General features: G+C 72.2%; 27 protein-coding genes. 13 read left to right on the forward strand and 14 right to left on the reverse strand.

Going from position 1 to position 26,259, the window contains the following annotated elements; all coding sequences use genetic code 11:
- The first annotated feature begins 41 nt into the window (after nucleotides 1–41).
- Nucleotides 42–1,172 (forward strand): epoxide hydrolase family protein, encoded by a 1,131-nt coding sequence (locus OG371_RS42035; RefSeq protein WP_329062464.1) that lies wholly within the window; start codon nucleotides 42–44, stop codon nucleotides 1,170–1,172.
- Here the strand turns inward: OG371_RS42035 and OG371_RS42040 are convergent.
- Nucleotides 1,169–2,239 carry a lysylphosphatidylglycerol synthase transmembrane domain-containing protein gene (locus OG371_RS42040; protein WP_329062466.1) on the reverse strand — a complete coding sequence of 357 codons (1,071 nt, stop codon included), beginning with the start codon at nucleotides 2,237–2,239 and terminating at the stop codon, nucleotides 1,169–1,171. The genes OG371_RS42035 and OG371_RS42040 overlap by 4 nt on opposite strands.
- A 478-nt stretch (nucleotides 2,240–2,717) precedes the next feature.
- The gene (locus OG371_RS42045) at nucleotides 2,718–3,467 is read right to left on the reverse strand and encodes a nucleotidyltransferase domain-containing protein (protein ID WP_329062468.1); all 750 of its coding nucleotides are present in this window, start codon (nucleotides 3,465–3,467) and stop codon (nucleotides 2,718–2,720) included.
- A gap of 77 nt (nucleotides 3,468–3,544) precedes the next feature.
- On the opposite strand from OG371_RS42045, the gene OG371_RS42050 reads away from it, so the two are divergent.
- Complete coding sequence (locus tag OG371_RS42050; RefSeq protein ID WP_329062470.1) at nucleotides 3,545–4,942, forward strand: hypothetical protein; 1,398 nt, start codon at nucleotides 3,545–3,547, stop codon at nucleotides 4,940–4,942.
- Between the two features lie 421 nt (nucleotides 4,943–5,363).
- Here the strand turns inward: OG371_RS42050 and OG371_RS42055 are convergent, their stop codons facing one another.
- Nucleotides 5,364–5,945 carry a TetR/AcrR family transcriptional regulator gene (locus tag OG371_RS42055; RefSeq protein ID WP_329062472.1) on the reverse strand — a complete coding sequence of 194 codons (582 nt, stop codon included), beginning with the start codon at nucleotides 5,943–5,945 and terminating at the stop codon, nucleotides 5,364–5,366.
- A 146-nt stretch (nucleotides 5,946–6,091) separates the two neighbouring features.
- Here OG371_RS42055 and OG371_RS42060 point away from each other — a divergent pair, with 146 nt between their 5' ends.
- Nucleotides 6,092–7,111: an aldo/keto reductase gene (locus OG371_RS42060; protein ID WP_329062474.1), complete on the forward strand. Its 1,020-nt coding sequence runs from the start codon at nucleotides 6,092–6,094 to the stop codon at nucleotides 7,109–7,111.
- A 54-nt stretch (nucleotides 7,112–7,165) separates the two neighbouring features.
- The gene (locus OG371_RS42065) at nucleotides 7,166–8,008 is read left to right on the forward strand and encodes an LLM class flavin-dependent oxidoreductase (protein WP_329062476.1); all 843 of its coding nucleotides are present in this window, start codon (nucleotides 7,166–7,168) and stop codon (nucleotides 8,006–8,008) included.
- Between the two features lie 244 nt (nucleotides 8,009–8,252).
- Here the strand turns inward: OG371_RS42065 and OG371_RS42070 are convergent, their stop codons facing one another.
- The gene (locus tag OG371_RS42070; protein WP_329062478.1) at nucleotides 8,253–8,465 is read right to left on the reverse strand and encodes a hypothetical protein; all 213 of its coding nucleotides are present in this window, start codon (nucleotides 8,463–8,465) and stop codon (nucleotides 8,253–8,255) included.
- 127 nt (nucleotides 8,466–8,592) lie between these two features.
- On the opposite strand from OG371_RS42070, the gene OG371_RS42075 reads away from it, so the two are divergent.
- Both OG371_RS42075 and OG371_RS42080 read left to right on the forward strand, forming a co-directional pair.
- Complete coding sequence (locus OG371_RS42075) at nucleotides 8,593–9,960, forward strand: sugar porter family MFS transporter (RefSeq protein ID WP_329062480.1); 1,368 nt, start codon at nucleotides 8,593–8,595, stop codon at nucleotides 9,958–9,960.
- A gap of 9 nt (nucleotides 9,961–9,969) precedes the next feature.
- The gene (locus OG371_RS42080; protein ID WP_329062482.1) at nucleotides 9,970–10,863 is read left to right on the forward strand and encodes an NAD-dependent protein deacetylase; all 894 of its coding nucleotides are present in this window, start codon (nucleotides 9,970–9,972) and stop codon (nucleotides 10,861–10,863) included.
- Here the strand turns inward: OG371_RS42080 and OG371_RS42085 are convergent.
- A complete protein-coding gene (locus OG371_RS42085) occupies nucleotides 10,860–11,726 on the reverse strand; it encodes a haloalkane dehalogenase (protein WP_329062484.1) in 867 nt (288 codons plus the stop codon). The genes OG371_RS42080 and OG371_RS42085 overlap by 4 nt on opposite strands.
- 10 nt (nucleotides 11,727–11,736) lie before the next feature.
- Nucleotides 11,737–12,552, reverse strand: a complete 816-nt coding sequence (locus tag OG371_RS42090) for an NAD(P)H-binding protein (RefSeq protein ID WP_329062487.1) — start codon at nucleotides 12,550–12,552, stop codon at nucleotides 11,737–11,739.
- Between the two features lie 93 nt (nucleotides 12,553–12,645).
- Between OG371_RS42090 and OG371_RS42095 the strand changes: the two genes are divergently transcribed.
- Complete coding sequence (locus tag OG371_RS42095) at nucleotides 12,646–13,056, forward strand: winged helix-turn-helix transcriptional regulator (RefSeq protein WP_329062489.1); 411 nt, start codon at nucleotides 12,646–12,648, stop codon at nucleotides 13,054–13,056.
- A gap of 6 nt (nucleotides 13,057–13,062) precedes the next feature.
- On the opposite strand, the gene OG371_RS42100 is transcribed toward OG371_RS42095, so the two are convergent.
- Nucleotides 13,063–13,902, reverse strand: coding sequence for an SDR family NAD(P)-dependent oxidoreductase (locus OG371_RS42100; protein WP_329062490.1), 840 nt, complete (start codon nucleotides 13,900–13,902; stop codon nucleotides 13,063–13,065).
- Between the two features lie 81 nt (nucleotides 13,903–13,983).
- Here OG371_RS42100 and OG371_RS42105 point away from each other — a divergent pair, with 81 nt between their 5' ends.
- Nucleotides 13,984–14,292, forward strand: a complete 309-nt coding sequence (locus OG371_RS42105) for an ArsR/SmtB family transcription factor (RefSeq protein ID WP_329062492.1) — start codon at nucleotides 13,984–13,986, stop codon at nucleotides 14,290–14,292.
- A 54-nt stretch (nucleotides 14,293–14,346) separates the two neighbouring features.
- Complete coding sequence (locus tag OG371_RS42110; RefSeq protein WP_329062494.1) at nucleotides 14,347–14,751, forward strand: VOC family protein; 405 nt, start codon at nucleotides 14,347–14,349, stop codon at nucleotides 14,749–14,751.
- Here the strand turns inward: OG371_RS42110 and OG371_RS42115 are convergent.
- The 3 genes from OG371_RS42115 to OG371_RS42125 all read right to left on the reverse strand — a co-directional run bounded on the left by OG371_RS42115 (nucleotide 14,748) and on the right by OG371_RS42125 (nucleotide 18,410).
- The gene (locus OG371_RS42115; protein ID WP_329062496.1) at nucleotides 14,748–16,949 is read right to left on the reverse strand and encodes a heavy metal translocating P-type ATPase; all 2,202 of its coding nucleotides are present in this window, start codon (nucleotides 16,947–16,949) and stop codon (nucleotides 14,748–14,750) included. The two genes, OG371_RS42110 and OG371_RS42115, sit on opposite strands and share 4 nt — an antisense overlap.
- Nucleotides 16,950–17,270: 321 nt before the next feature.
- Nucleotides 17,271–17,549, reverse strand: a complete 279-nt coding sequence (locus OG371_RS42120) for a DUF1490 family protein (protein WP_329062498.1) — start codon at nucleotides 17,547–17,549, stop codon at nucleotides 17,271–17,273.
- 162 nt (nucleotides 17,550–17,711) lie between these two features.
- Complete coding sequence (locus tag OG371_RS42125; RefSeq protein WP_329062500.1) at nucleotides 17,712–18,410, reverse strand: TetR/AcrR family transcriptional regulator; 699 nt, start codon at nucleotides 18,408–18,410, stop codon at nucleotides 17,712–17,714.
- Nucleotides 18,411–18,557: 147 nt separating this feature from the next.
- On the opposite strand from OG371_RS42125, the gene OG371_RS42130 reads away from it, so the two are divergent.
- Together OG371_RS42130 and OG371_RS42135 are read left to right on the forward strand one after the other, a co-directional pair.
- A complete protein-coding gene (locus tag OG371_RS42130; protein WP_329062501.1) occupies nucleotides 18,558–19,298 on the forward strand; it encodes an SDR family oxidoreductase in 741 nt (246 codons plus the stop codon).
- A 37-nt stretch (nucleotides 19,299–19,335) separates the two neighbouring features.
- A complete protein-coding gene (locus OG371_RS42135) occupies nucleotides 19,336–20,232 on the forward strand; it encodes an SDR family oxidoreductase (RefSeq protein WP_329062504.1) in 897 nt (298 codons plus the stop codon).
- 46 nt (nucleotides 20,233–20,278) lie between these two features.
- Here the strand turns inward: OG371_RS42135 and OG371_RS42140 are convergent, their stop codons facing one another.
- The 3 genes from OG371_RS42140 to OG371_RS42150 all read right to left on the reverse strand — a co-directional run bounded on the left by OG371_RS42140 (nucleotide 20,279) and on the right by OG371_RS42150 (nucleotide 23,580).
- The gene (locus tag OG371_RS42140; RefSeq protein WP_329062506.1) at nucleotides 20,279–21,493 is read right to left on the reverse strand and encodes a cytochrome P450; all 1,215 of its coding nucleotides are present in this window, start codon (nucleotides 21,491–21,493) and stop codon (nucleotides 20,279–20,281) included.
- Nucleotides 21,490–22,026, reverse strand: a complete 537-nt coding sequence (locus tag OG371_RS42145) for a PadR family transcriptional regulator (protein WP_329062509.1) — start codon at nucleotides 22,024–22,026, stop codon at nucleotides 21,490–21,492. Before OG371_RS42145 ends, OG371_RS42140 begins: the two co-directional genes overlap by 4 nt.
- A gap of 117 nt (nucleotides 22,027–22,143) precedes the next feature.
- Entirely contained in the window at nucleotides 22,144–23,580 is a 1,437-nt protein-coding gene (locus tag OG371_RS42150; RefSeq protein WP_329073406.1) for a glycoside hydrolase family 30 protein, read from the reverse strand.
- Nucleotides 23,581–23,893: 313 nt separating this feature from the next.
- Here OG371_RS42150 and OG371_RS42155 point away from each other — a divergent pair, with 313 nt between their 5' ends.
- Entirely contained in the window at nucleotides 23,894–24,706 is an 813-nt protein-coding gene (locus OG371_RS42155) for an LLM class flavin-dependent oxidoreductase (protein WP_329062511.1), read from the forward strand.
- Between the two features lie 37 nt (nucleotides 24,707–24,743).
- Here the strand turns inward: OG371_RS42155 and OG371_RS42160 are convergent, their stop codons facing one another.
- Nucleotides 24,744–25,517, reverse strand: coding sequence for a DUF899 family protein (locus tag OG371_RS42160; protein WP_329062513.1), 774 nt, complete (start codon nucleotides 25,515–25,517; stop codon nucleotides 24,744–24,746).
- 151 nt (nucleotides 25,518–25,668) lie between these two features.
- On the opposite strand from OG371_RS42160, the gene OG371_RS42165 reads away from it, so the two are divergent.
- On the forward strand, nucleotides 25,669–26,202 hold the full coding sequence (locus OG371_RS42165; RefSeq protein WP_329062515.1) for a hypothetical protein: 534 nt from the start codon (nucleotides 25,669–25,671) through the stop codon (nucleotides 26,200–26,202).
- The last annotated feature ends 57 nt before the right edge of the window (nucleotides 26,203–26,259 follow it).

Here is a 26,259-nt window from a genome sequence, read left to right on the forward strand (position 1 = left end):
ATCCTGTCGCGAACTGAGCCTGCGCGACTACCGTCGAGCCCATGATCGAACCCTTCACCGCGCGGGCCGATCCCGCCGTGCTCGACGACCTCCGCACCCGGCTGCGCCTGACCCGCTGGCCGGACGCCCCGGCGGACGCCGGCTGGTCGCTCGGCGCCGACGTCGGCTACCTCCGCGAACTCGTGGCCTACTGGGCCGACGGCTTCGACTGGCCCGCGCAGGAGGCCGCGCTCGCACGGCTGCCGCGGTTCCGCACCACGCTCGGCGGCCTCGGGATCCACTTCGTCCACGCCCGCGCGGCCGTCCCGGGCGCGCTGCCGCTGGTGCTCAGCCACGGCTGGCCCGACTCGTTCTGGCGCTACAGCAAGGTGATCCCGCTGCTGACCGACCCCGAGGACCCCGCCGACGCGTTCGACGTGATCGTCCCCGACATGCCCGGTTACGGCTTCTCCGAGCCGCCCGCGGGCGCGCCGCTGGACTCGATCGCGGTCGCCGGGCTCTGGGCGCAGCTGATGACCGAGCTGGGTTACCCGCGGTTCGCCGCGGCGGGCGGTGACATCGGCAGCAGCGTCAGCCGGTTCCTCGCCCTCGACCATCCCGACCGGGTCGTGGCGGTGCACCGGATGGACGCCGGACTGCCCGTCTTCACCGGAGATCCGGCCGACCTCACGCCAGAGGAACGCGACTGGCTCGCCGGCACCGCCGCCTGGGGCCGGGACGAAGGCGCGTACGCCGCCATGCACCGCACCAAACCCCAGACTGCCGCGACCGGCCTGAACGACTCCCCCGCCGGGCTCGCCGCGTGGATCGTGGAGAAGCTCCGGGCGTGGAGCGACTGCGACGGTGACGTCGAGCGCAGCTTCACCCGGGACGAGATCCTCACGAACGTCACGCTCTACTGGCTGACCGGCACCATCGGCTCGTCCATGCGCATGTACCACGCGAACGGCGCGATCCCGCCCGAGCAGCACGCCCGCCGCGTCGAGGTCCCGTCCGGCTTTTCGCGGTTCCCCGGCGACATCGCCTTCCCGCCGCGCACCTGGCTGGACCGCATCGCGAACGTCCAGCGGGTCACCGACCACCCCCGCGGCGGGCACTTCGCGCCGTTCGAGGAGCCCGAGGCCTACGCCGCGGAGCTGCGTGAATTCTTCCGGCCGTATCGGAAGTTCTAGACGTCGGCGAGGTGGCGGCCGGGCTGGTCTTCGAGCGCCGCCTCGCGGCCGCGCGGCCGGAAGTGCTGGGTGGCCACCACGATCCAGCCGATCAGCACGACGCTGCCGGTGGAGAGCACGCGGTACAGCAGGACGCTCGCCAGCGCCGAACCCGCTCCGCCCGAGACCGTCAGCGAAAGGGCCATCGCGGCCTCGACCGCGCCGAGCCCGGACGGCACCGGGAGCAGGCTGCCCGCGGCCATGCCGGCGGTGTAGGTGAGCAGGAGCACCGGCAGCCCGACGTGCATGCCGACGGCCGCGCAGCACGCCGCGAGGCAGGCCAGGTCGAGCACCCAGTTGACGATCGCCAGCAGCAGAGCGCCGATCCAGTGGTAACCCGCGGGCCGGATGATGTAGAGGTCCTCGACGATCGCGTCGAGCCGGGCGTGCGCGGCCCCGGCCGGACGGCGCCGGATCCGGTAGTACCAGGCCAGCACCCGGTGTCCCAGCCACACCAGCGGCTGCGGCTTCCGGACCAGCCGCACCACCAGCGCGAACACCGCGACGGACGCCAGCACCTTCACCGCGAGGCCGGGCGCCGAGCCCAGTGCCCCGCCGCTCAACACGACGCCGACCAGCCCGACCGCGCCCAGGGTGAGCGCCGAAAGCAGCCCCGTGATGGTCAGCGACCAGGTGATCGCCGAGGACGAGGCGCCCTGTTTGCGCAGGGACCGGAAGGCGTAGGTGGTGGAGAAGACCGCGCCGGCCGGGAGCGTCGCGTGGACCGCGCCGGCGCCGTAACTGATGGCGACGTTGCGCAGCACGGACACCCGCGAGCCCGCCGCGGCCAGCGTCAGCGCGCGCATCACCGCGAACGCGACCATCGAGCCCACCGTGGCGGCCAGCCCGATCAGCAGCCACTGCGGCGAGGCCTCGGCCACTCCCCGCAACGCCTCGGTGAACGTCTGCCCCTCGACGACCGCATACGTCACCACCGCGCCGACGAAGATCGCCGCGATCACGCTCCGTCGGGTGACCGCCACGCGGTTCAGCGGCTTCTTCCCCGCTCCGGCAGGCAGCTCGGTCATGGCGGTCCTCCTCTCGGACGTCCGGGTCGTCGCCTCATTGGCCTCTCCCACCTCAACGCTAGCGCGTCCCCCTGACCCACCGCCGGAGGTCCGGCATCAACGAGGTCACGACGCGCGGCCGGGTGCCCGAACTTCCCCCGATCGTGGCTCTCCGTCATCGGCCGGAGGCGCTCTGCCAGGCCATTTCCGACGGTTCGGGCTGTCGTTGCTGGCCGTTGGCGGGCCGGGCTTGCGACGGTGATCGGCCGCGCGGCTAGGTCATCTGGCGGTGGGCTGGGCTCGCGGGCATGCCTGGCCACCAGGCAAGATCGCTCGGCGCCGGGCTCGACCCACGAGCATCACGGGCCACCTGGCAGGACCGCCCGGCGCCGGGCTGGACCCACGACCGCCCCGGTCACCCGCGCAAGGGTCGCCCGGTGGCGGACCGGACTCACGACCCGTACCCGCCAAGGTCACCAAGCGCGTTCGCCCGGCAAGGTCACCTGGCGGCCCGCAACACGGCCGCCGCCGCAGCGAAGCCGCCAGGAAGGTCGTCGGCGAGCGTGGCCAAAGCGTCGTCCAGTGAGCGCAAACCGGCGCGCTCCAACAGCGTCTTCTCGTTCGTCACCCATTCCCCGCGAGCGGCGAGCACAGCGTGCGCCGTCTGCAGCGCGGCGACCCCGAGTGAAGCGGCCGCCTCCGTCAGCCGGCCACGCGCGGCATAGCCGGTTTCCGCATAGTCCAGCGTCCGGTCAGCCGCGGCGCGCCAGAATTCCGGCGCCGTCCGGCGCAGCGCCGCCGGGTAGTCCGGGCGGGGCAGGCGGCCGCGCAGTACTCGGTTGATCGCCAGCTCTCCGACCACCAGGTAGCTCGGGATCCCGGCCAGGTGGAAGGCGAGCGGCTCCCAGTGGAACCGGCCCGCGCGGGCGTCGGCCAGCTCGTGCTCCACCGACGCCAGTTCGCGGTAGTGGACGTCGACTGCGCGGCCGTCGATCGTCAGCCACGCGCCGCCGTTGAAGACGCCGCCGCCCCAGGCGCCGATTTCCGAGACCTCGCCCGGGAAATCGAGGGCGCGCAGGTCGGCCGGGTCGAACCCGCCCCGGTAGTAGACCGACACGTCCCAGTCGCTGTCCGGGCGGTGCGTGCCCTGGGCCCGCGAGCCGCCCAGGGCCACCGCCTCGACGCCCGGCAGCGCGCCCAGCAGGCCCCCGAGGTGGTCGGCAAAGTTTTCCACGGTGTTGTCCGGCATCGCCCGAAGATGCCACGGGCCCGCGCGAAGATCGCTACGATTTTCCCGCCTTCCCACCACCCGATCCGGGGGTCCCCATGCTCCGCTCTCCTGCGCTGACTGCGCTGGCCATGCTGACCGGCACAGTCCTGCTCACCACCGGCGCGGCACCCGCGTCGGCCGCCCAGCCGTTCACCTCGACCGTGTTCAAGGCGACCCACAACAGCTACTCGGGCAACGTCGACGGGGCCAAGGGCGCCATCTCCTACCAGCTCGACCACGGCGTCCGCTTCATCGAGTTCGACGTGCACGACAACGGCTACGCCACCAGCCACGACTACGGCATCGGCCACGGCAGCCCCGGCGACCTGGTGGACCACGCGGGCAACCCGGCGTCGAACAACCTGCGCGACTGGCTGGCCGTGGTGAACACCTGGTCCGCCGCGCACCCGGCGGCCGCGCCGATCGTCGTGATGCTGGACCTCAAGGACGACCTCACGGACAACCCGTCGTACGCCGCCGGGAACCTGACCGCGGTGAACCAGGAAATCCAGTCCGCGTTCGGCAGCCGGCTGCTGGCGGCAAAGGACTATCCGGCCGGCGCGAGCACGGATTCGTTGCGCGGCAAGGTACTCACGCTGCTCTCGGGCGACAGCGGCACGCGCGCGGAGTACCGCCGCGACGTCGGCTACCACCCCGCGATCGCGCTGAACGGGCACGGCCAGGTCGTCGAGCTGCACGACAACGGCGCGGGCGCGCTCTGGTACTGGACCGGGACCTACGAGGCCGACGGCCGGGTCACCTGGAACCGTCACGGCCGTTACGACAGCGGCCAGACCCCGGCCGTCGCGCTGGACGACGCCGGCCGGATCGTCGAGGTGCACCAGTCGCAGACCGCCGCCACGCTCTGGTACCACACCGGGCAGCTCGGCGCGGACGGCGAGATCACCTGGTCGCCGAGCCACCAGTACGACAACGGCGTGCTCCCGTCGGTCGCCTTCACCGGCACCGGCGTCCGCGAGATCCACCGCAGCCAGTCCGGCTCGCAGAACTGGCAGTGGACCGGCGCGCTGTCCGGCGGCACCGTGGCCTGGACCGGAAACGCCAAGACCTCCGACGCCCGCTACGACACCACCACCGCCGTCTCCGGCGCCGCCCGCGTCTCCGTGACCACCGGCGCCGACGGCCCCACGCCCGCGCAGACCCTGCGCTACTCCACCGACCGCGTCACCGGCGGCCGCGTCCAGTACCCGCAGATCGCCTTCGACGAGTACCAGAAGGGCGACCCGGCCGAACTCCAGCCGGACGCGCTGTTCTACGGAGCCCCCGCGACGGAGTCGGCGTTCATCACCGCGGCCCGCCAGTCCGGCCACCTGGTCCGCGGCTGGGACTTCGACTCGGCGGACCTCGCCACCACCCCGCCCGCCAACTACGCGGCGACCAACCACCCGTGGGACGCCTGGTACCAGACGCTGACCAGCGGCGCCGCCGAATAACCGGACCGACCACAAAGGACAGACGAGGGCCGTCCTCGCGCACCACCGGGGACGGCCCTCGTTCTGTTCGCCCACCGCCACCCGGCCGAGGCCCCGCAGTCCCGGCCGGTCCCGGCGCCGGGCACCACGACCACGAATGCACCGCCGGGACCCGCGAGCCCCCGTGCCGTCATCCCGGCGCGCACCTTGGTGAAACACAGCTCGCCGGCGCCCTGGACCTATCAGCCCGCACCCACCGGCACCCCGGCCACCAGTCCCCCGGCCACCAGCGCCCCGGCCAGCACCCCGCCGGCGATCCCGAGCACCGTGGTGATCATCTGGAGCGACCCCGGCGACCCGGACGACGGATCCCACGACGACGGTAGCGGCAGTCATCACCACGGCCGGTGACCCAGGGCACGCGTAGCGAGGCACTCACGAGTCAGCGAGGCGTCCGCAATCCGGCGATGAGCACGCCGACGAGACGGCGCGCGTCGTAGCGGGAGTCGGACTCGGCGCCGATGCAGAGGTTGCCGACGCCGCGCATGACTTCCAGCGCGTGCAGGTCCGAGCGGATCTCACCGGCCGCGGCCGCGGCGTCGAGCAACTCGCCGCACACCGGCACCAGGCGGTCGAGGAAGTACGCGTGCAGCGTCTCGAAGCCGGCGTTGTCGGAGCGCAGCACGGCGGCCAGACCGTGTTTGGTGACCAGGAAGTCGACGAACTGGTCGATCCACCGGGCCAGCGCGGCGTGCGCGGTTTCGCTGCTCGCGAGCAAAGCCGGGCCGGCCTCGGCGAGCGCTTCGACCTGGTGCCGGTAGACCGCGATGATCAGGTCCGCCCGGGTCGGGAAGTGGCGGTAGATCGTACCCATTCCGACGCCCGCCTTGGCCGCGATGTCCCGGACCGGCGCCTCCACGCCCGACGCCACGAACACCGCGGCGGCCGCGTCGAGCAGGGTCTCCTCGTTGCGCCGCGCGTCCGACCGCTTGGACCGGGCCGCCGGCTCCCCGCCTGCACTCACCACGTGACTCCTTCCCCACCGGTTTCGCACGACCGGGAGTTGCGAAACGGAACAACGCTCCGTATGGTTAGCGGAGCAAGGTTCCGCTTGCTCATCATGCCAGAGCCGCGGACCGCCTGCCAAACCCGTCACGGAGGACCACGCTCATGCAGTACCGCACTTTGGGCCGCACCGGTGTGCAGGTCAGCACCCTCGCGCTCGGCGCGATGAACTTCGGCGCCATCGGCCGCACCACCCAGCAGGAGGCCACCGCCCTCGTCGACGGCGCCCTCGAAGCCGGGATCAACCTGATCGACACCGCCGACTGGTACAGCCAGGGCGAGTCGGAGGAGATGGTCGGCCGGGCCATCGCCGGGCGCCGCGACGACCTCGTGCTGGCCACGAAGGCGAACAACCCGATGGGCGACGACCGGAACCGGCAGGGCAGCTCGCGCCGCTGGCTGGTCGCCGAGCTGGAGCACAGCCTGCGCCGGCTCGGGGTCGACCACGTCGACCTGTACCAGATCCACCGGTGGGACCCCAGGACCAGCGACGAGGAGACGCTCTCCGCCCTGACCGACCTGCAGCGCGCCGGGAAGATCCGCTACTTCGGCTCGTCGACCTTCCCCGCGTACCGCCTCGTGCAGGCGCAGTGGGCCGCCCGCGAGCACCACCTGAGCCGGTACGTCACCGAGCAGCCCGGTTACTCCATCCTGCAGCGCGGGATCGAGACGCACGTGCTGCCGGTGACCGAGGAGTACGGGCTCGGCGTGCTGGTGTGGAGCCCGCTGGCCTCGGGCTGGCTGTCCGGCGCCGTCCGCGCGGGACGGGAGGTCACCACCCACCGCTCGGCGATCCTGCCGGACCGCTTCGACCCCGCCGTCCCGTCGAACCGGGCCAAGCTGGACGCGGTCGAGCTGCTGGCCAAGATCGCCGAGGACGCCGGCCTGACCCTGATCCAGCTCGCGCTCGGGTTCGTCACCGCGCATCCCGGTGTGACCAGCGCGATCATCGGCCCGCGCACCCTGGGCCACCTGGACTCCCAGCTCGCCGCCGCCGACACCGTGCTGCCGGCCGACGTGCTCGACGCGATCGACTCCGTGGTCGCCCCGGGCGTCGACCTGGCCGCGCACGAGAAGTTCGACACCCCGCCCGCGCTGCTCGACCCGGCCTTGCGCCGCCGCTGAGCCGTGCCGGGAAGAAAGGACCGCAAACCCATGTCCCACCCCAGTTTCGGCTTCATGACCGCCCCTCAGCAGGTCGAGTACGCCGACGTGCTGCGCGTCTGGCGCGAAGCGGACGGAATCCCCGAAATCGAGCACGCCTGGCTGTTCGACCACCTCATGCCGATCGGCGGCGACCCGGACGGGCCGATCTTCGAAGGCTGGACGCTGCTCTCGGCGCTGGCCGCTTCGACCGAACGGCTGCGCCTGGGCCTGATGGTCACCAGCAACCGGTTCCGCCCGCCCGCGATGCTGGCCAAGATCGCCACGACCGTCGACATCGTCTCCGGCGGGCGGCTCGAGTTCGGCATCGGCGCCGGCTCTCGGCCCAGCCTGGCCGTGGCCCGGCGCGAGTACGACGCGCACGGCCTCCCGTACCACGACGCCACCGACGCCGTGGAAAGCCTCGCCGAGGCCTGCACCGTGATCCGCCGGCTGTGGACCGAGGACAAGCCGTTCGACTTCGACGGCACCCACCACCGGCTCACCGGGGCGTTCGCCAACCCGAAGCCGGTCCAGCGGCCCGGCCCGCCGATCGTCATCGGCGGACGCGCGCTCGCGACGTTGCGCGTGGTCGCCGAGCACGCCGACCGCTGGAACATCCCGGGCGGCGACATCCAGGACGCGATCAGCCGCAGCGCCCGGCTGGACCGTTACTGCGAGGACATCGGCCGCGACCCGGCGGAGATCACCCGCTCGATCTTCCTGCCGGTCTCCTACGACCAGCCCGAAACCACCCGCGCGGCGATCCGCGAGGCGACCGGCGCCGGCTTCTCGCACGTCGTGCTCGGCCTGTCCTCGCCCTACCCGGACGGCGTCGCCCGGTGGCTCGCCGACGAGGTGATCAGCAAGTCCCGGTAAGGTCTTCGCCCAGCGTGCCATTGTGGACAATGCGGACACCGGACGACCCGAGCGCCCCGGAACGCGGACGGGCCGGGCTCCCTCACCCCGACGGAGGAAACCCGGCCCTGTCCCCGCAGGCACAGCACCGGCCATCGTCCCTGGCCGTCACCGGCCATGGCCGATGCTGCACCGGCGTTCCCGCCGCCCGTGCGGCGTTCCCAAGCGCAGCACGAAAAACAGGAAGTCCGTTGTGGTCCGCGGATCAGCTCCACACCGCGGCGCCGCCGACGACCGCCAAGGGCCGCCGGGGTTCCCGCTCCTGAGCGGGTTCCGCCACGCGGGCCCAGGATCTGGCCGGTGCGGCGGCGCGCTGTTCACCGGCACCGTGCTGGTCAACGGCACAGCGCTGTTCGAACCGCTCCATCAGAACGGCGCCGACCATCAGGAACACCGGGGTGCCCAACGCTAACCACATGGCTTCGGGGTACCCAGTGATCCCGGGAATGAATCACCCCGATCCCGAAGTCACGTGATTTCCTTGACCCGCACGGAAAACCGCACCTCATCCGGCGAATGTCCCGTTACCGGGCCATGATCACCAGGTGAACGGGAACCGGAAATCGAACTTCGGCATCTGGTTCTTCGGCGCGCTCGGCGGGATCCTCTGGGGTTACGACACCGGCGTGATCTCCGGCGCGCTGCTCTACATCGGCCGCGACATCCCGCTCAGCCCGATCGCGCAAGGCCTGGTCGTGTCCGGGCTGCTCGCCGGGTCGATGGCGGGCGCGGGACTGGCCGGGCGGCTGGCCGACTCGCTGGGCCGGCGCCGGATGATCCTCGCCTCCGGCGCGGTGTTCACCGTCGGCACGCTGGGCGCCGCGCTGGCCGGCGGAGCGCCGCTGCTGGTGGCGTTCCGGTTCGTGATGGGCATCGGCGTCGGCATCGCGTCGGTGGTGGTGCCGATGTACCTGTCCGAGCTGGCGCCGAAGGAGGTCCGCGGCAAGCTCACCTCGCTGATGCAGCTGCTGGTCACGATCGGCATCCTGGTCGCCTACCTCGCCGATTACGCGCTGTCCGGCGCGGGCGCGTGGCGGTGGATGATCGGGCTGGGCGTGGTGCCGGCCGTGCTGCTGATGGCCGGGATCTACACCCAGCCGGAGAGCCCGCGCTGGCTGGCCGTCGCCCAGCACGACGAGGCCGGGGCCAAGCAGGTGCTCACCGGGCTGCGCGGCAGCGAGGCCGCCGCCGAGGCGGAGCTGGCCGACATCCGCGAGGGCGCCCGCGCCGCGGCCGAGAACGAGGAGCCGTTACGGCTGCGCATGCTCACCAGCGGCCGGCTGCGGAAGGTGTTCACCGTCGGCCTGCTGCTGGTGTTCTTCCAGAACTTCGTCGGGATCAACACGATCATCTACTACGCCCCGACGCTGCTGACCAACGTCGGCTTCGGCTCCTCCGGCGCGATCCTGGCGAACGTCGGCATCGGCGCGGTCAACATGCTGATGACGCTGCCCGCGATGCGCCTGATCGACCGCGCCGGGCGGCGGCCGCTGCTGCTGGTCGGTGCGCTGGGCATGTGCGGCGCGATGATCCTGCTGGCCGCGGCCAACCTCTCCGGGATGGCCAAGGGCCCGTTGCTGCTCGGCCTGACGCTGGCGGGCATCGTGGTCTACGTCGCGTCGTTCTCCGTGTCCTGGGGCCCGGTCCAGTGGGTCGCGCTGCCGGAGCTGTTCCCGCTGCGGGTCCGCGCGGCGGCGGTGGGCCTGTGCGTGGTGCTCAACTGGCTGTTCAACCTGGCCGTCGCGCTGGTCTTCCCGCCGCTGCTGGCGCGGTTCGGCGCGGGGCTGAACTTCCTGTTCTTCGCCGTGATGACCGGGCTGGCGTTCGTGTTCGTGAAGAAGCTGATGCCGGAGACCAAGGGCCGCAGCCTGGAGGACCTCGAGCGCGAGCTGGCCGAGCCGGGCCGGACGTAAGCTGGCCGGGTGCGCACACGACCGACGTTGACCTGGGCCGGGACCGGGGAGCCGCTCCCGCGCACCGGCACCCTCGACGAGGTGGCCGCGGTGCTGGGCGGCGGCCGGGTCGTGGCGCTCACCGGCGCCGGGATCTCCACCGAGTCAGGCATCCCGGACTACCGCGGCGAATCCGGCAGCCTGCGCCGGCACACCCCGATGACCTACGGCGAGTTCGTCGCCGGCGAGGACGGCCGCCGCCGCTACTGGGCGCGCAGCCACCTGGGCTGGCGGACCATCGCGCGGGCGGCGCCGAACGCCGGCCACCACGCGGTCGCCGCCCTGCGCGCGGCCGGGCACTTGTCCGGAGTGATCACGCAGAACGTCGACGGGCTGCACCGCGCGGCCGGCACCCCGGGCGTGGTCGAGCTGCACGGCAACCTCGACCGCGTGATCTGCCTGGGCTGCCGCCGCTCCAGCGCCCGCGAGGAGCTGGACGACCGGCTGCGCGAGGCCAACCCCGGCTTCGGCGCCACCGTCACCCGGATCAACCCGGACGGCGACGCCGAACTCGCCGAGGACGCCGTCCGCTCGTTCCGCCTGGTCCCGTGCACGGCCTGCGCGGGCGTGCTGAAACCGGACGTGGTCTTCTTCGGCGAGAACGTGCCGCGCGCCCGCGTCGAGCGCTGCTACCGGCTGGTCGACGAGGCCGCCGCGCTGCTGGTCCTCGGCTCTTCCCTGACCGTGATGTCCGGCCTGCGCTTCGTCCGCCACGCCGCGAAAACCGGCAAGCCCGTCCTGATCGTCAACCGCGGCGAAACCCGCGGTGACAGCTACGCGGACGTGCTCGTGGACCAGCCGCTGGGGCTTGCGTTGACCGGGCTGCTCACCCGGCTTGCGGTGCCTGCGGCCGAGTCACACTAGGAGCGCAGCCCATGGGCATCGGCCCAGGCCGTGAGTGAAGCGGCAAGTGCGGCGGGTTGATCCTCCGGAGTGTGGTGCCCGGCGAGAACCGGATGGTGCGCCACCTCCAGCGCCGCGTAAGTCTCCGCGCACCACGCGTGCAGGCGCGGCCCCAGCATCGTGCCCGGGCCCGGCTCGAAGGTGACCAGGAGTTTCGGCACCTCCGGGCTGGCCGCCAGCCAGGCGACGTAGCGGTCCACCCGGGCGACGACGTCCGCGGGCTCGCCGCCCAGGGGCATCGAACGGGCCCAGTTCAGCAGGGGCCGGCGGGTTTCGGGCGTCGGGTACGGGCGGAGGTAGGTCTCGAAATCGGCGGCGGACAAGGTGGTCATCGTCGAGGCCGGCAGGCCGTCCCGGAGGAAGCTGTTGTCGTCCAGCACCATTTGCTCACCGACGCCCGGGGTCTTGAGCGCACGGAACAGCTCCTGGCCGCCGGCCGGGAACTCCTGCCACGCCATGGTTTTCACGATGGTCTCGGTGAACGCGAGCCCGCGGACGCGGCCGGGGTGGCGGGCGGCGAAGTCGAACGCGAGCGCGCCGCCCCAGTCGTGGCCGACGAGCACGACCTGGTCGAGGCCGAGTGCGTCGAACCAGGCGTCGAGGTAGCGGGCGTGGTCGTCGAAGGTGTAGGCGAGCGGCGGTTTTCCCGACTCGCCCATCCCGATCAGGTCCGGCGCGAGCAGCCGGCCGGGCTCGCCGACCTCGGGCAGCACGTGCCGCCAGAGGTACGACGAGGTCGGGTTCCCGTGCAGGAACACCATCGGCGCGCCGGCGCCGGTCTCATGGTGGAACATCGTCGAATCGAGTACGCGGGTCGTCGGCATGGCGCGCCCCCTACGCGAAGGCCGCGGCGGAACGCGCGGCCCACTCGGCGAATGGCCGAGCCGGGCGGCCCAGGATCCGCTCGACGTCCGGGCTGACCCGTTGCTCCGCGGGCAGCGGATCACCGAGCAACGCGAGCGTCGCGTCGGCGATCGGGGCGGGGACCTGCGCCAGCATCTCGGCACGCGCGTCGGCCGGGCTCTGCTCGACGAAGCGCACGGCCGCGCCCAGCGCGTCGCCGATCGCGTGCGCGCGCTCCCGCGGCGTGAGCGGCGCCGGGCCGGTCAGCTCGTAGACGCGGCCCGTGTGCCCGTCGCCGAGCAGCACCTTCGCCGCCACTTCGGCCACGTCCGCCGGGTCGACGAACGGGAGGGCGACGTCCCCGAAGGGCGCGGCGGCCGTCCCATTCGAGCGGATACTTCCCTGCCACGCCAAGGAGTTCGTCGCGAATCCGCCCGGGCGCAGCACGGTCCAGGCCAGACCGGAGCCCCGCACGGCGCGCTCGAACCCGCCGAAGTAGGCGTACGCGTCGGGTCTGGTGCCGGCGCCCTGCGAAGACAGCAGCACGATCCTTCGCACTCCCCCGGCCTTCGCGACGTCGACCAGCGCGTCGGCTGGGCCCTGCGGGAAGAGGAACAGCGCGTCCGCGCCGTCCAGGACCGGCCGGAGGCTCTCCGGCTCGGCCAGGTCCGCGCTCCGATGTGCGACGCCCGACGGCCACTCGGCCGGCTTGCTCCGCGACACCGCCGTCACCTGTGCGCCCGCCGCCGCCAGCGCCGCCACGAGCGGACGGCCGACGTTGCCGGTCGCCCCTGTCACCACGATCATCTTGTCACTCTCTTCCGTCGGTTCCCCAGTGGCCACGACGTTAGGAACCGCGCGCCCGGACGGTAAGGACGCACTTCGAAGTAAGCTCACGACATGGAGGAATGGACGCAGTTCAAGGGGCGCTCCGAAGCCGGCGGTTATGAGGTGTTTCACACCGACTGCCCGGCGCGCACGGTGCTCGACCACGTCACCAGCCGCTGGGGCGTGTGGGTGCTGATCGCCCTGCGGGACAAGGAACTGCGGTTCTTCGAGCTGCGCCGCGCGATCGACGGGGTCAGCGAGAAGATGCTGTCGCAGACGCTGCGCACCCTGGTCCGCGACGGGCTGGTGTGGCGCGAGGTCGAGGCCACCACCCCGCCGCAGGTGAGCTACGGGCTGACCCCGCTCGGACAGGGCACCGGCGAGTCGTTGTCGACGCTCTTCTACTGGCTCCGCGACAACGCCACCGACATCCTCGCCACCCAGGCCAAGTTCGACGACGGCGGCCGCAAGCAGAGCGTGTGAGACTGCTCAGCGCAGGGACGGGTGCAGCTCCGGCGGGCCGCCCAGTTCGTAACGCAGGGAGAGCGGGGCGCCACCGTCCACATCGGTCACACCGAGGCGCGCGCCCAGTTCCGCGCCGATGAGCGCGCGGCCGGAATAGTGCATGAAGTCGTCCGCGTACAGGGCCGCGATGACCCGACCGGTGAACTGCGGCGACTCGCGGCGGGCGGTGGGGCGCTGTTCGGGCGGCAGGGACGCGATGTACTCGCGCGCGCGTTCGGTGTCGAGACCGCCCATCCAGATGGAGACGGCGGCGACGTTGTGCGGCCGCAGCTCCTTCGCCATGTCCGCGGCCATCTTGTCGGCGCCCGCTTTCTGCGCGCCGTACGCGGGATTCTGGTAGTAAGCGACCGCGCCGTAGTGGCCGGTGTTGACGATCAGCCCGCGGCCGTTGGCGATCAGCAGCGGCGCGGCGTGGTAGCTCGCGACGTAGTGCGAACGCAGGCCGACGGTGATCAGGCCCGCCGTCGACAGCGGCTTCTCCCAGAACCCGCCCGGCCGCGGCGCGCCGGCGAAGTTCGCGGCGTTGTTGACCAGGATGTCCAGCCGGCCCTGCTCTTCGGCGACGCGCGCGAACAGCGCGGCCACCGCGTTGTCGTCCCCGTGGTCCACCGCGACCGGGACGCCCTTCCCGCCGGCCTCGGTGACGAGCGCCGCAGTCTCGGCGATCGTCCCGACGTGCGGCGAGTCGCCGGCCGACTGGCTGCGTCCGGTGACATACACGGTCGCGCCCGTCTCCCCCAGCACGATCGCGATCCCTTTGCCCGCTCCACGGCTGGCCCCGGTGACAACGGCGATGTCCGGCATGGTCCCTCCACTGTTAGACGATCCTCGAACACTGCCCAGTGTACGATGATTGTCGAACACCGTGCAGGGAGGGAGCCGCCCATGGCCCGGACGCTGGTCCACACGGATCCGGCCGACGTCACGCTGCAGCAGGCGCTCGAGGCCCTTTCGGATCCGGTGCGGCGCTCGATCCTGCGCGAGGTGTCGGGCGAGCCGGACTTCACGCGCGCCTGCGGCACGTTCGACCTGCCGGTGTCCAAAGCCACGGCCAGCCACCACTTCACCGTGCTGCGCGCGGCCGGCCTGCTCGAACAGCTCGACCGCGGCCCCCGCCGTTACAACCGCCTCCGCCGCGCCGAGTTCGACGCGCGTTTCCCCGGCCTGCTCGACCTGGTGCTGGCCGAGGACTGAGCCGATCAGTTTCGGAGAAGCGCCCGGACCCGCTTGCGGCTAGCGTCGGTGCCCATGACGGTTTCCATCAGCCACGTGCACGTCCTGGTCGACGACCCGGACGCCGCGCTCGCCTTCTACCGCGACACCCTCGGGCTCACCGTGCGCAACGAGGTGTCCCAGGGCGGGTTCCGCTGGATCACGCTCGCGACGGCCGGCCAGCCCGAGATCCAGATCGTGCTGTCCCAGCCGCACGCCGGCCGCTCCAAGGAGGACGGCGACGCGCTCGCCGCTCTGCTCGCGAAGGGCGAGCTGCGGCCACTCCAGTTCAGCAGCGACAACCTCGACGAGACCTTCGAAAAGGTCGCGGGCATGCCCGGCGCCGACGTGGTGCAGGAGCCCGTCAGCCAGCCGTGGGGCGCTCGCGACGCCGCCGTGCGCGACCCTGCGGGCAACATGGTCCGCATCGAGCAGAGTTAGCCCGGTCCGCGGGTGCCGGTCCGCTCCGTGCGGGGGATCCGGTAGCGGATCAGCCGGGAGCTGTTGCCCACCACCGCGACCGACGACGCGTTGTGCAGGATGGCCGCGACCACCGGGGACAGCGCGCCGGCGGCCGAGACCAGCAGGCCGGCGGTGTTGACCGCGATGGACAACCCGTAGTTCTGCCGGATCAGGGTGATGCCGCGGCGGCCGAGGTCGCGCAGGTCGAGGAGTGCGCGCAGGTCGTCGGCGGCGAGGGCGACGTCCGCGGTCTCGACGGCGACGTCGGTGCCGCCGACGCCCATCGCGATGCCGATGTCGGCCAGCGCGAGCGCGGGCGCGTCGTTGGTGCCGTCGCCGACCACCGCGACCACGTGCCCCTCGGCCTGCAGCTGCCGCACGACGTCCTGCTTGTCCTCCGGCATCACCTGCGCCCGGAACTCGCTGATGCCCAGCTCCGCGGCGACCGCGGCCGCCGTCTCCGGGTGGTCGCCGGTGAGCAGGACGACCCGCCGGACGCCGTCGGCCCGCAGCGCGGCCAGCACCTCCCGCGCCTCGGGCCGGACGGTGTCCCGCAAGGAAACCAGCCCGGTCAGCCGACCGTCGACCGCGAGCAGCAGGGGTGTCTCGGCGGCCTGGCGGAGCCGGCCGACCCAGCGGATCGCCGCCTCGGGCAGCTCGACGCCCTCGCCGCGCAGCAGGCCCGCGCTCCCGATCAGCAGCACCCGGCCGTCACTCGCGACGCGCATTCCCTGCCCCAGCAGGACTTCGCACTGCTCGTGCGGCGGGATCCGGATCCGGCGCTCCTCGGTCGAGCGGATCACGGCCTGCGCCAGCGGGTGCCGGGAGTGGATCTCGGAGCTGGCCGCGTGGGCGAGCACGTCCTCGGGCGTCCAGGCCTCGTCGAAGGAGATCACGTTGGTGACGACCGGGCGGCCGAGGGTCAGCGTGCCGGTTTTGTCGAACACGACCGCGTCGACGCGCCCGGCGGCCTCGAGGTGCGCGCCGCCCTTGACCAGGATGCCGCGGCGGGCGCCGTTGCCGATCGCGGCGCTGATCGCGGTCGGCGTGGCCAGCCCGACCGCGCACGGGCAGGCGACCAGCAGCATCGTCATGGCGCGCCGGACGTCGCGGGTCACCAGCAAAGTCAGTGCGGACAAGGCGAACGACGCCGGGACGAAGCGGCGGGAGAAGGTGTCGGCGACTGTCTGGATCGGCGCCCGGTCCTCCTGCGCCTGCTCGACCCGGCGGATGATCCGGCCGATCGCGGTGTCGGCGCCGACTGCCGTCGCGCGCACCACGAGGCCGCCGCGCAGCAGCACCGACCCGGCGTGCAGCGCGGCGCCCGCGGTGACCGTGACCGGCAGCTGCTCGCCGGTGACCGCGGCCTGGTCCACGATCCCGTCCCCGTCGACCACCACCCCGTCGACGGGCAGCACGACGTGCTCGTGCAGGACGACCTCGTCGCCCAGCACCAGGTCCGCGATGTCCACTTGGGACTCGACGGAATCGGCGTGACGCACCCAGATCCGCGTGCGCGTGCCGGTCAGCAGCTCGGACACCGCGCGGCGGCTGCGGCGGAGGGTGAGGTCCTGCAGGTACTCGCCGATGTTCAGCAGCCACAAGACGGTCAGCGCGACGACGTTCTCGCGCAGCACCAGGCTGGCCACGGTCGCGGCGGACACCAGCGCGTCGGTGCCCGCGCCGCGGCCGCCCGCGAGGGAGCGCAAAGCGCCGCGCAGGAAGGGATACCCGGTGAAGACCGTGACGCCGGTGGCTGCCGCGCGCCCCGCCGCGCCGAGCATCGGCGGCCGGCGCAACCCGTAGCGCCGCAGGCCCAGCAGAGTGAGCGCGACGCCGCCGGCAACCAAACGCACCAGGTCGGCGTTACGCACGTCCGCCGACCGCGGCGTGCGCGCCGGCGTGGATGACGGATCCACCGCCAGCCCGCACCGCACCGCCGCGACGAGCAGGGCCCGGTCACACCGCTCGCCGTCGTACCAGACGACCACACTGCCGGTCCGCGGATAGGCATGCACCTGCCGCACCCCGCCGACGTGGTCGACGGCATCCTCGACCGCGACCGCCCTGGCCACCGAACCCTGCAATGCCGGCGCGCGGAAGCGGACCCGGCCGGCAGCGTCGGAAAGGACGCGCAGGTCGTGGTCGGGTGGCTCGCCTGCTGCGGCGGAGTCCACTTGCGACAGTGCTGGGTCGGCCGCTGATCGGACTGCTACGCCGGTCATTGGCCCGGCCGCGCTTGGCGACTCCCCAGTCTCCGCCCCAGCAGTTGCCGGGGCTGCCGCTCCGGCCGCTTCCTCAGCCACCGCCCCGGCCACCGGTCGCACTGCCACTCGGGCCGCATCCCCGCCCGTGCTCCCCGCCGTTGCTGTCGTCACCGCGGTGTCCCCGGCGAAGGTCCCGGCAACTCCCCCGGCCCCAACCCCAGCGCCCGTCACGACTGCCCCACTGCGCCGGTTCCGGCAGTACAGCCAACGGCGGGCATCACGGCGGGCATCTCAGTGCTCGTGCTCGTGGCCGGTCGAGGCACCAGGGACCGGGGCCCGTTCGCCGGCGCGGCCGCGGGCCTCGCTGACGATGTCGGCCGTGGCGAGGCGGACTTTTTCCGCTCCGGTTTCCGCGGCGCGGGCGCCCTTGAGGCCCCACGCGGTGACCGAGACGGTGGCCGACCGGAAAGCACCCGACCGGGCGATCCGCTTGACGCCGTCGTACGCGGCGGCACCGGCGAGGCCGGTCACCACCAGCCCGGCTGCCCTGCCCGCGATGCCACGCTTCATGACCAGACCTCCACAGCTCAGTGCCCACACCTCGGTCCGCGCCGGCCCGGGGCCGGGCGGCGCCACGCGGCGTTTCCGTCGAGCCGCGCAGCGTAGCCGCCGGGGCGGCGGCTGTCCGTGCGTGACACGACCACTTTCGTGGAGCTTACCTGATAACGATTGTCACTTGCCGGAAGGTGCGGCCAGACCGTCGAGCCACTTCAGCAACAGCTGGGTTTCCTGCTCCCCCAACGAAGTCGGCTCGGTGCGCAGCACCGCGGCCAGTTGCAACGCGGCACCGGGCAGCGGCGCATCGGCCCGCTTCGCCGCGTTCTTGCCAACCGGGACCAGCAGGCTGTCGTGGATCGCGTCGCGCACGCGGGTCGAAAGATCGGGGTCGGTGTATGTGCCCGGCTGGCTGACCAGACTGAGCGCGACGCCGATGTTCGCCGACATGATCCGCTGGGCCGCGATGTCCGGGTCGAGCCGCAGGCGCCCCGCCGCGGCGCAGCGCACCAGGACCTCGCGCAACAGCCGCAGCGCCTCCTGCGCCGCGCTCGGCACGTCGACGAAACTCGGCGAATACATCAGCCGGTAGACCGCGGGGTGCGCCTTCGCGAAGGCGACGTGCGTGTCCCAGCCCGCCTTCAGGTCGGCCACCGGATCCGCCGACGGCGCGGCCGCCCGCTTGGTGGCCAGGTACCGGTCGAAACCATGGTCGACGACCGCGCTGAGCAGGCCGTTCTTGTCCCCGAACAGCCGGTAGAGCATCGGCGCGCCGACCCCGACCACCTCGCAGACCGCGCGCGTGGAGATGTCACGGTCCGGCGAGGCGTCGAGCAGCTTCTCCGCCGCCTCGAGCATCTGCAATCGCACGTCCATGGCCGCCACCCTAGCGCAGATACCGGCAACTCGTAGCAATGTTACGCAGGTCATAGCGTTGCTACGGGAACCCACTAGCGTGGCTACGTCCGAGCGCGTAACTTCGCTATCAGCAGAGCGAAACACCGATACGGATGGAGACAGGCCATGAGCAGCACCGAGAACGCCCGCGTCGCGATCGTCACCGGGGGGTCCGGCGGGATCGGCCGCGCGGTCGCGCAGCGGCTGGCCGCCGACGGGATGAGCGTGGTTGTCCACTACGCCGGCAACCCGGCCCGCGCCGCGGAGGTCGTCGAGGCCATCACCGCCGCGGGCGGCACGGCGAGCGCCGCGCAGGCGGACGTCGCCGACGAGACGCAGGTCGCGGCCCTGTTCGACACGGCGGAGCAGCGTTACGGCGGCGTCGACGTGGTCGTGCACACGGCCGGGGTCATGCTGCTGGCGCCGCTGGCCGAGCTGGACCTGGACGACTTCGACCGCATGCACCGCACCAACGTGCGCGGCACGTTCGTGGTCGACCAGCAGGCCGCGCGCCGCCTGCGCAGTGGCGGCGCGCTGATCAACTTCTCGTCCTCGGTGGTGAAGATCGGCCTGGTCGGCTACACCGGCTACGCCGCCACCAAGGGCGCGGTCGACGCGCTCACCCTGATCCTGGCCCGCGAGCTGCGCGGCCGCGACATCACCGTGAACGCCGTGGCGCCCGGCCCGACCGCCACCCCGCTGTTCCTCGACGGCAAGGACGAGGCGACCGTCGACCAACTGGCGAAAATGGCGCCGCTGGAGCGCCTCGGCGTGCCCGAGGACGTCGCGGAGACCGTCGCGTTCCTCGCCGGCCCGGCGCGCTGGGTCAACGGCCAGGTGCTCTACACCAACGGCGGCGTCATCTGATTTCCCGGTAGAACCCTTTCAGGCAAGGAGAAAAGTCATGTCGAAGACCATTGTGATCACCGGGGCGTCGAGCGGGTTCGGCGCCATGACCGCCCGCGCGCTGGCCGACGCCGGCCACACCGTCTACGCCGGGATGCGGGCCACCACCGGCCGGAACGCGCCGGCCGTCACCGAGCTGGCGGACTACGCCCGCGAGCACTCGGTTTCCCTGCACGCCTTGGAGATGGACGTCTCCGATCAGTCCTCTGTGGACGCGGCGATCGGACAGGTGCTGACCGAGGCGGGCCGGCTGGACGTGGTCGTGCACAACGCCGGGCACATGGTGCTCGGCCCCGCCGAGGCGTTCACCGTCGAGCAGTTCGCGCAGGTATACGACACCAACGTGCTGTCCACCCAGCGGGTCAACCGCGCCGCGCTCCCCCACCTGCGGGGCCAGCGGGACGGACTCGTGGTGTGGGTCGGCTCGAGCAGCAGCCGCGGCGGCGTGCCGCCGTACCTCGCGCCGTACTTCGCCGCGAAGGCCGCCGAAGACGCGCTCGCCGTGAGCTACGCGGCCGAGCTGGCGCGGTTCGGCGTGGACACCAGCATCATCGTCCCGGGCGCGTTCACCACCGGCACCAACCACTACGCGCACGCCGGCCACGCCGCCGACACCGAGGTGGAGCAAGCCTACGAGGAGCTGTACGCCGGCATCATGGAGGAGATCCCCGCGCGTCAGGCCGAGCTCTCGCCGCCCGACGCGGACCCGGCCGAGGTGGCCCGCGAGATCGTGCGCGTGGTCGGCCTGCCCAAGGGCCGCCGCCCGTTCCGCGTGCACGTCGACCCGATGCACGACGGCGCGGAGCCGGTGTTCGACCTCGGCGACCGGATCCGCGCGGACTTCTTCCGCCGGCTCGGCTTCGAGGACCTGCTGGCCCCGGCCGGAGCCGAATGACCGCAGACCACAGTGGACGCCCGCTGCGTCCACTGTGGTCTGGTGCTCACCAGATGACGGGCACGCTCGCCACCCCGCCGGTCAGCCGGTTCGACCGGACGTCCAGCTCCTCGGCGGGCACGGCCAGGCGCAGGCCGGGGAACCGGCGGAACAGGGTGCCGAACACGACCCGCAACTCGGTGCGGGCCAGGCTGGCGCCGATGCAGAAGTGCCCGCCGTAGCCGAACGCCACGTGGGAGTTGGGCTTGCGCTCCGCGTCGAACTCATCCGGGTGGTCGAACACCGAGTCGTCCCGGTTCGCCGACGCGGTGGAGATCATCACCGCGTCGCCGGTCCGGATGGTGACGCCACCGATCTCGACGTCGTCGTGGGCGTAGCGGAGCAGGCCGAGCCCGCCCGGCGCGGACATCCGCAGGATCTCCTCGACGGTGCTGTGCACGCGGCCTTCGGGGTCGGCGATCAGCGCCTCGCGCCGGCTCAGGTCCGTGAGCAGGAACAGCACGCCGAGGTCGATGCGGTTCGACGTCGTCTCGTGCCCGGCGAAGAGCAGGCCCGCGGCGAGGCGCGCGAGGTCGTCGTCGGTGAACGACGGGTCGTCGGCCTGCGCGGCGACCAGGTCGGAGACGACGTCCTCGCCCGGCTCGGCCCGCTTCACGTCGGCCAATTCGCCCATGTACGCGGCGAACTCGTCCATCGCCAGCTGCGCGTCGCCGCCGCTGTCGAGCACGCCGACGCGGTCGGACAGGTCGCGGAACTTGTCCCGGTCCTCGTACGGCACGCCCAGCAGCTCGCAGATCACCAGCACCGGCAACGGGAACGACAGGAACTCGTGCAGGTTCACCGGCTCACCCGGCGCCGCGTCGTGCGCCGCCGACAGCTCGTCGAGACAGCGGTCGGCCAGCTCCTGGATGTGGTCGCCGAGGCGGCGCATCCGGTTCGCGGAGAAGGCCGGCACGAGCAGCTTGCGCAGCCGCGAATGGGACGCCTGCTCGGTTTCGTAGTCGCCCTGGGGACCGGCCAGCACCGCGGCGTCCGAGATCATCGAGGCCTGCGCCGGCGCCGGGTGCGAGCGGCCGAAACGTGGGTCGGCGAAGATCAGGCGGGCCTGTTCGAAGGCGGTCACCAGCCAGGCCGGGTCGCCGGCCGGCGTGGTCACCCGCACCAGCGGGCCCTCGCGGCGCAGCACCCGGTACAGCGGCGCGATCTCCAGCACGTTCGGCCGCTCGAACGGCAGCTGTGGCGCGCGCTCCGTGGTCGTCATCGAAGTTCCTCCTCGGATAAGGGTTTCCGGGCCCGCGCACGCAGCGTCGCGAGCCAGTCCTGTTCGTCGGCCAGGCGGCGGCCGACCTCGTCGAGCACCAGCCGGCTCCACGGGTCCGGCTGCGCCGCGGCCAGCTTGGCCATCCGGTCCGCCTGCGCGGTCACCGCGCTCACCCGCGCGTCGAGCACCGCGACCCGCTCGTCCGGCGCCAGCCAGCGGAAGCTGGCCACCCGCGCCAGGAACTCGGCGGCATCGCCGGCCAGCTCGGGGGGCAGGTCCGCGAGCATGTCGTGCAGCAGCTCCCGCCCGACGTCGGTGATCGTGTAGATGTGCCGGGGCGGCTTGCCCTCCTGCGGCTCGGCGGCCCGGGTGACCGCGCCGGCCTCGGCGAACCGGCGCAACGCCGGGTAGAGCGAGTTGTTGGACAGCGCCCGCCCGCTCGACTCCTCGACCTGCTTGCGCAGCTCGTAGCCGTGCATGGGCTGCCTGGCCAGCTTGGCGAGCAGCAAGACCTCGATCCACACGTAGGTCACCGTAACCTAGGTTTTGGTGACTGGGCAACGCGCTGCGGGTGGACCCCGGGTGGAGATTTCCCCTCGGCACACGAACGGGCGGGACGGCGAACCGTCCCGCCCGCTGGTGCGCACCGGTCAGCGGCCGCTCCAGTGGAAGGTCACGGTCGCGCCCGCGGGCACGGTCGCGTCGAACGACCGGTCGCCCGAGACCACGGTGAACGTCTGCGCCGTCTTCGCCGTGTTCAGCGCGACCAGCGCGGTGGAACGGTCGGGGTTCGTGAACGCGACGGCCTGGATCGGCGTGCTGGTCCCGCTCGTGTAGACGACCGAGGCGGCGATGTGCACCGCGCCCGGCGGCACGAACTTGGAGAAGTGCTCGATGTCCCGGTACTGGTCGTTGTAGGTGACCGCCCGGGTCTGCGAGTTCACCGTGACGGTGCCGTTGCAGGTGCCGCAGCCGCCCAGGTGCGGGCCGTGGTTCTCGTCCAGCGCGATGTTCCAGTCGATCGAGCTGCGGCCCCAGTTCTGCATCACGCCGATGATGGTGGACGAGTCGCCGCCCTCGCACTCGGTCATGAAGACGTCTTTGCCCGGGTACGAGGCCTTCAGCGGTGTCTGGGCGTCCGGCGAGCCGTAGTAACAGTGGTACGCCGTGCCCGCCATCCACTTCGCGGCGTTCGTGGCCAGCAGGTCGTACGGGTATTCCGGCTGCGGGTCCTCCCCCGCGCGCTGGTGCGAGGCGATGTCACCGGGGTGCTCGGTCCAGTTGTGGTCGAAGCCGAGGATCTTCGTGTCGAGGCCGGCCGCGCGGATGGCCGGGCCGAGCGCCTCGATCACCTTCGCCTCCTGCTGCCACGGCAGGTCGGTGCCCGGGTAGTTCTTGCGCTCCAGCGCCTGCGGCTCGTTCTGCACGGTCAGGTAGTCCACGTGCACGCCGGCTTTTTGGTACGCCTGAAGGAACTTCACCAGGTACGCGGCGTAGGCGCGGTAGATCTGCGGCGAGTCGATCAGCTTGCCGTCGATCATCGAACCGCCGGTCTTCATCCAGCCCGGCATGCTCCACGGGCTCGCGACGATCTGCAGCTTGGGGTTCAGCTTCTCCGCCTGGCGCACCAGCGGCAGGATCTGGGCCTCGTCGTGGGCGATGGAGAAGTGCCGCAGCGAGTAGTCGGTCTGGCCCGCGGGCACGTCGTCGAAGCTGTAGTCCTGGCCCACGGCGAAGTCCGACGCGCCGATCGGCTGGCGCAGGAAGCTGATGCCGGCCCCGGCCCGGGGGTCGAACAGGTTCTTCATCACCTCGTCGCGGGCCGCCGGCGCGAGGCCGTACAGCACGTGGGCGGCGGAATCGGTGATGGCCGCGCCGAAGCCGGACACGGACTGGAACTTGACGCCCGGGTCCAGCCGGACCGTCGTCGCCCCCGACGCCGCCGGGCTCTGCCAGCTCAGCTGGGCGTCGGTAGGCGTGGTGACGCCGGGCTGGGTGAGCCACTCGTGCACGGTCTGCGGACCGGCCGTCGCCGGACCGGTCGCCATCGTGACGGCGGCCGCCGCGGCCGTCACGGTATACAGCACTCTTCTCAAGCGCGGCATGGTCTTCCTTCGCTGCTGTCGGGAATGGGGAAACTCCTCCCGGGGTCACGCTGGCGGCCGCGACCGGGGCTGATCCCGACACAAACAGACGGCCTCGGCGGTGACAAGGTCTTTTTGTTGCGCGCCAAGCGGTTCGTGGCGTTCGGGGGCTTTGTCCGCGAATCCGGTCCCCGCTCACCGGGATTCGGCTCCACGGGCTGTTGTCCCTTTAGGACATTCCGGCAGCGGGGGCCAATTCAGCGTCCCCACGCGGCTGCGGTTACCTTCGCTCGCACCCACCACGAGGAGGAAACCGATGAGCGTTGTGCGCCACGGCGTGTACCTGCCGCCGTTCGGGCCGTTCGGGGAGCCGTCGGTGCTCGTCGACCTGGCGGTGCGGGCGGAGGCGGCCGGGTGGGACGGGGTGTTCCTGTGGGACCACGTCGTCACGGACGCGATGCCGATCGCCGATACCTGGACCACGCTCGCCGCGATCGCGCAGGCGACCACAGCCCTGCGGCTCGGCCCGATGGTCACGCCGCTGGCCCGGCGACGGCCGTGGACGGTCGCGCGGCAGGCGGCCACCGTCGACCGCCTCTCGGGCGGGCGGCTGATCCTCGGCACCGGCCTCGGGTCCGACGAGTCCGGCGACTTCAGCCGGTTCGGCGAACCCGGCGGACTCGCCGAACGCTCGTCACGATTCGACGAAGGCCTCGAAGTCGTGCGCGCCATGCTGTCCGGCGACGCGGTGCGCCATCAGGGCGAGCACTACCAGGTGACGCTGGAACCTGCTGCGCCACAACCGATCCCGCTCTGGACGGCCGCCTCCACCAGCCACCCGCACGTGCTCGACCGCGCCGCCGCGAGCGACGGCTTCTTCCCCAACCCCGGCCCGCACCCGCCCTCGCCGGAGGATCTGGCCCGCCTCGTCACCCGGGTCCGTCCGGCCGGGCGCCCGTTCGACGTCGCCGTGGCCGGCAACGCGAGCCCGGCCTGGGACGAGCCCACCGGACTCGATCTGGGCGCGCTGGCCGAGGCGGGCATGACCTGGTGGATGGAGTCCCTCATCCACTTCGACCCGCTGGAACTGTCCCTGCAAGTCGTCGACGCCGGACCGCCGCGCGCCTGAGGAACACTCGCCTGCGACCCGGGCGGAACCGCGTCCGTCAGCAGGGATGTCCGTTCCGCCCCAGGGTTTCCTCGGCGGTCACCCCCGGCCGGGTCCACTGCGGCACCGGACGCCCGGTCTCACCCCAGGTCGCATTGCCATCCGCATCCGAACGCCAATACCAGCACGCGTGCTGGCCTTCAGGCCAGCCCTCGGGGTTGTCCTCCCAAGCCTCACCGCGGCCGTGCGGCGTCATGTCGAGCAGGCCGAAGGAGCCGTTGAAACGCTCGGTGCCCCGGCCCGTCGTGGAGTAGGTCAGGAACACGCGGTCGCCGTCGCGCAGGAAGCAGCTGAGGTGACCCATGCGTTCGCCGATCGGGGCCGGCACGCCGCGCACCGAGTACCAGGGCTGGGTGTAGCCCATGAACTCGACGAAGTCGGCGACCTCGTCCCACCGGCCCTCGGTCACGATCGCGAGCGAGACGCCGCGGGCGTTGAGGTACACGGCGTCCTTCAGGTGCCAGGCCGCGTTCGTGCAGCCTTCGCACTGACCCTGGTGCGGCGCGCCGTCGTACCACATGTGCTGGTACGTAACGAGTTCCTCGCGGCCCTGGAACAAGCTCACGAACGGGACCGGGCCGTGGGGTCCGACGACCTCGGCCGTCGCGTCGACCTCCACCATCGGCAGCCGGCGGCGGGCCGCGGCGAGTGCGTCGCCCTCGCGGGTGTGGGCCTTTTCGCGGACCAGCAGCTCGTCGCGGGCGGCCTGCCAGGTGGCCAGGTCGGCCAGGGGCGGGCGGCCGGGCAGGGTGGTGGTCGGGTCCTCCGGCATGGTGTCCTCCAGTGGTCTCCGCCGGGCCGCGCCCGGCGCCGTCCTGCGACCCTAGAACAGCCGCGCGCCGCCGCCGGGAAACTCGGCGAGCCGGTGCCCCGCCCGGCCCAACCAGCGCGCCTTCGGCGGGCGACGGGCCTAGTGTCCTTCCATGAGTGATTCGACGGATCTGCCCCGGTTCCCCCAGGAATCCTCCCCCGGACCGACCGGACCGACCGGACCGACCGGGCCCGCCGGACCCGCCGGCGCGGCACCGACCCGGCCCGGCACCGTGAACGGCGCCTTCTGGGCCTTCCTCGCCGCGACGGTGATCAGCATCGTCAGCGGCCTGCTGGTGCTCGGCCAGCGTGACGCCCTGGCCGACGCCGTGCGCCGGTCCAACACGAAGCTCACCGCCCAGCAGATCGACCAGGCCGCCACCGTGGCGCTGGTGGCGGCGGTCGTGATCGCGGTGCTGATCGCCTTGCTGTACCTGTTTTTCGCGGTCAAGCTGCGGGCCGGGCGCAACTGGGCGCGGATCGTGCTCACCGTGCTGACCGCGCTCCAGGTGATCTCGCTGCTGGCCGGCAGCGGCGGCAGCTGGATCGGCTACCTCAGCTGCCTGGCCGCCGTGATCGGCGTGGTGCTGTCGTTCCTGCCCGAGTCGAGCGCCTACTTCGCGGCGGCGAAACCGGTGCGGCGATAACCTGGCTGGCTGGCCGGACCACCGCGCATGCACTAACCTGAATCCTGGTTGAGCCAC

It is taken from the genome of Amycolatopsis sp. NBC_01480 (assembly GCF_036227205.1).
Classification (GTDB): Bacteria; Actinomycetota; Actinomycetes; order Mycobacteriales; family Pseudonocardiaceae; genus Amycolatopsis.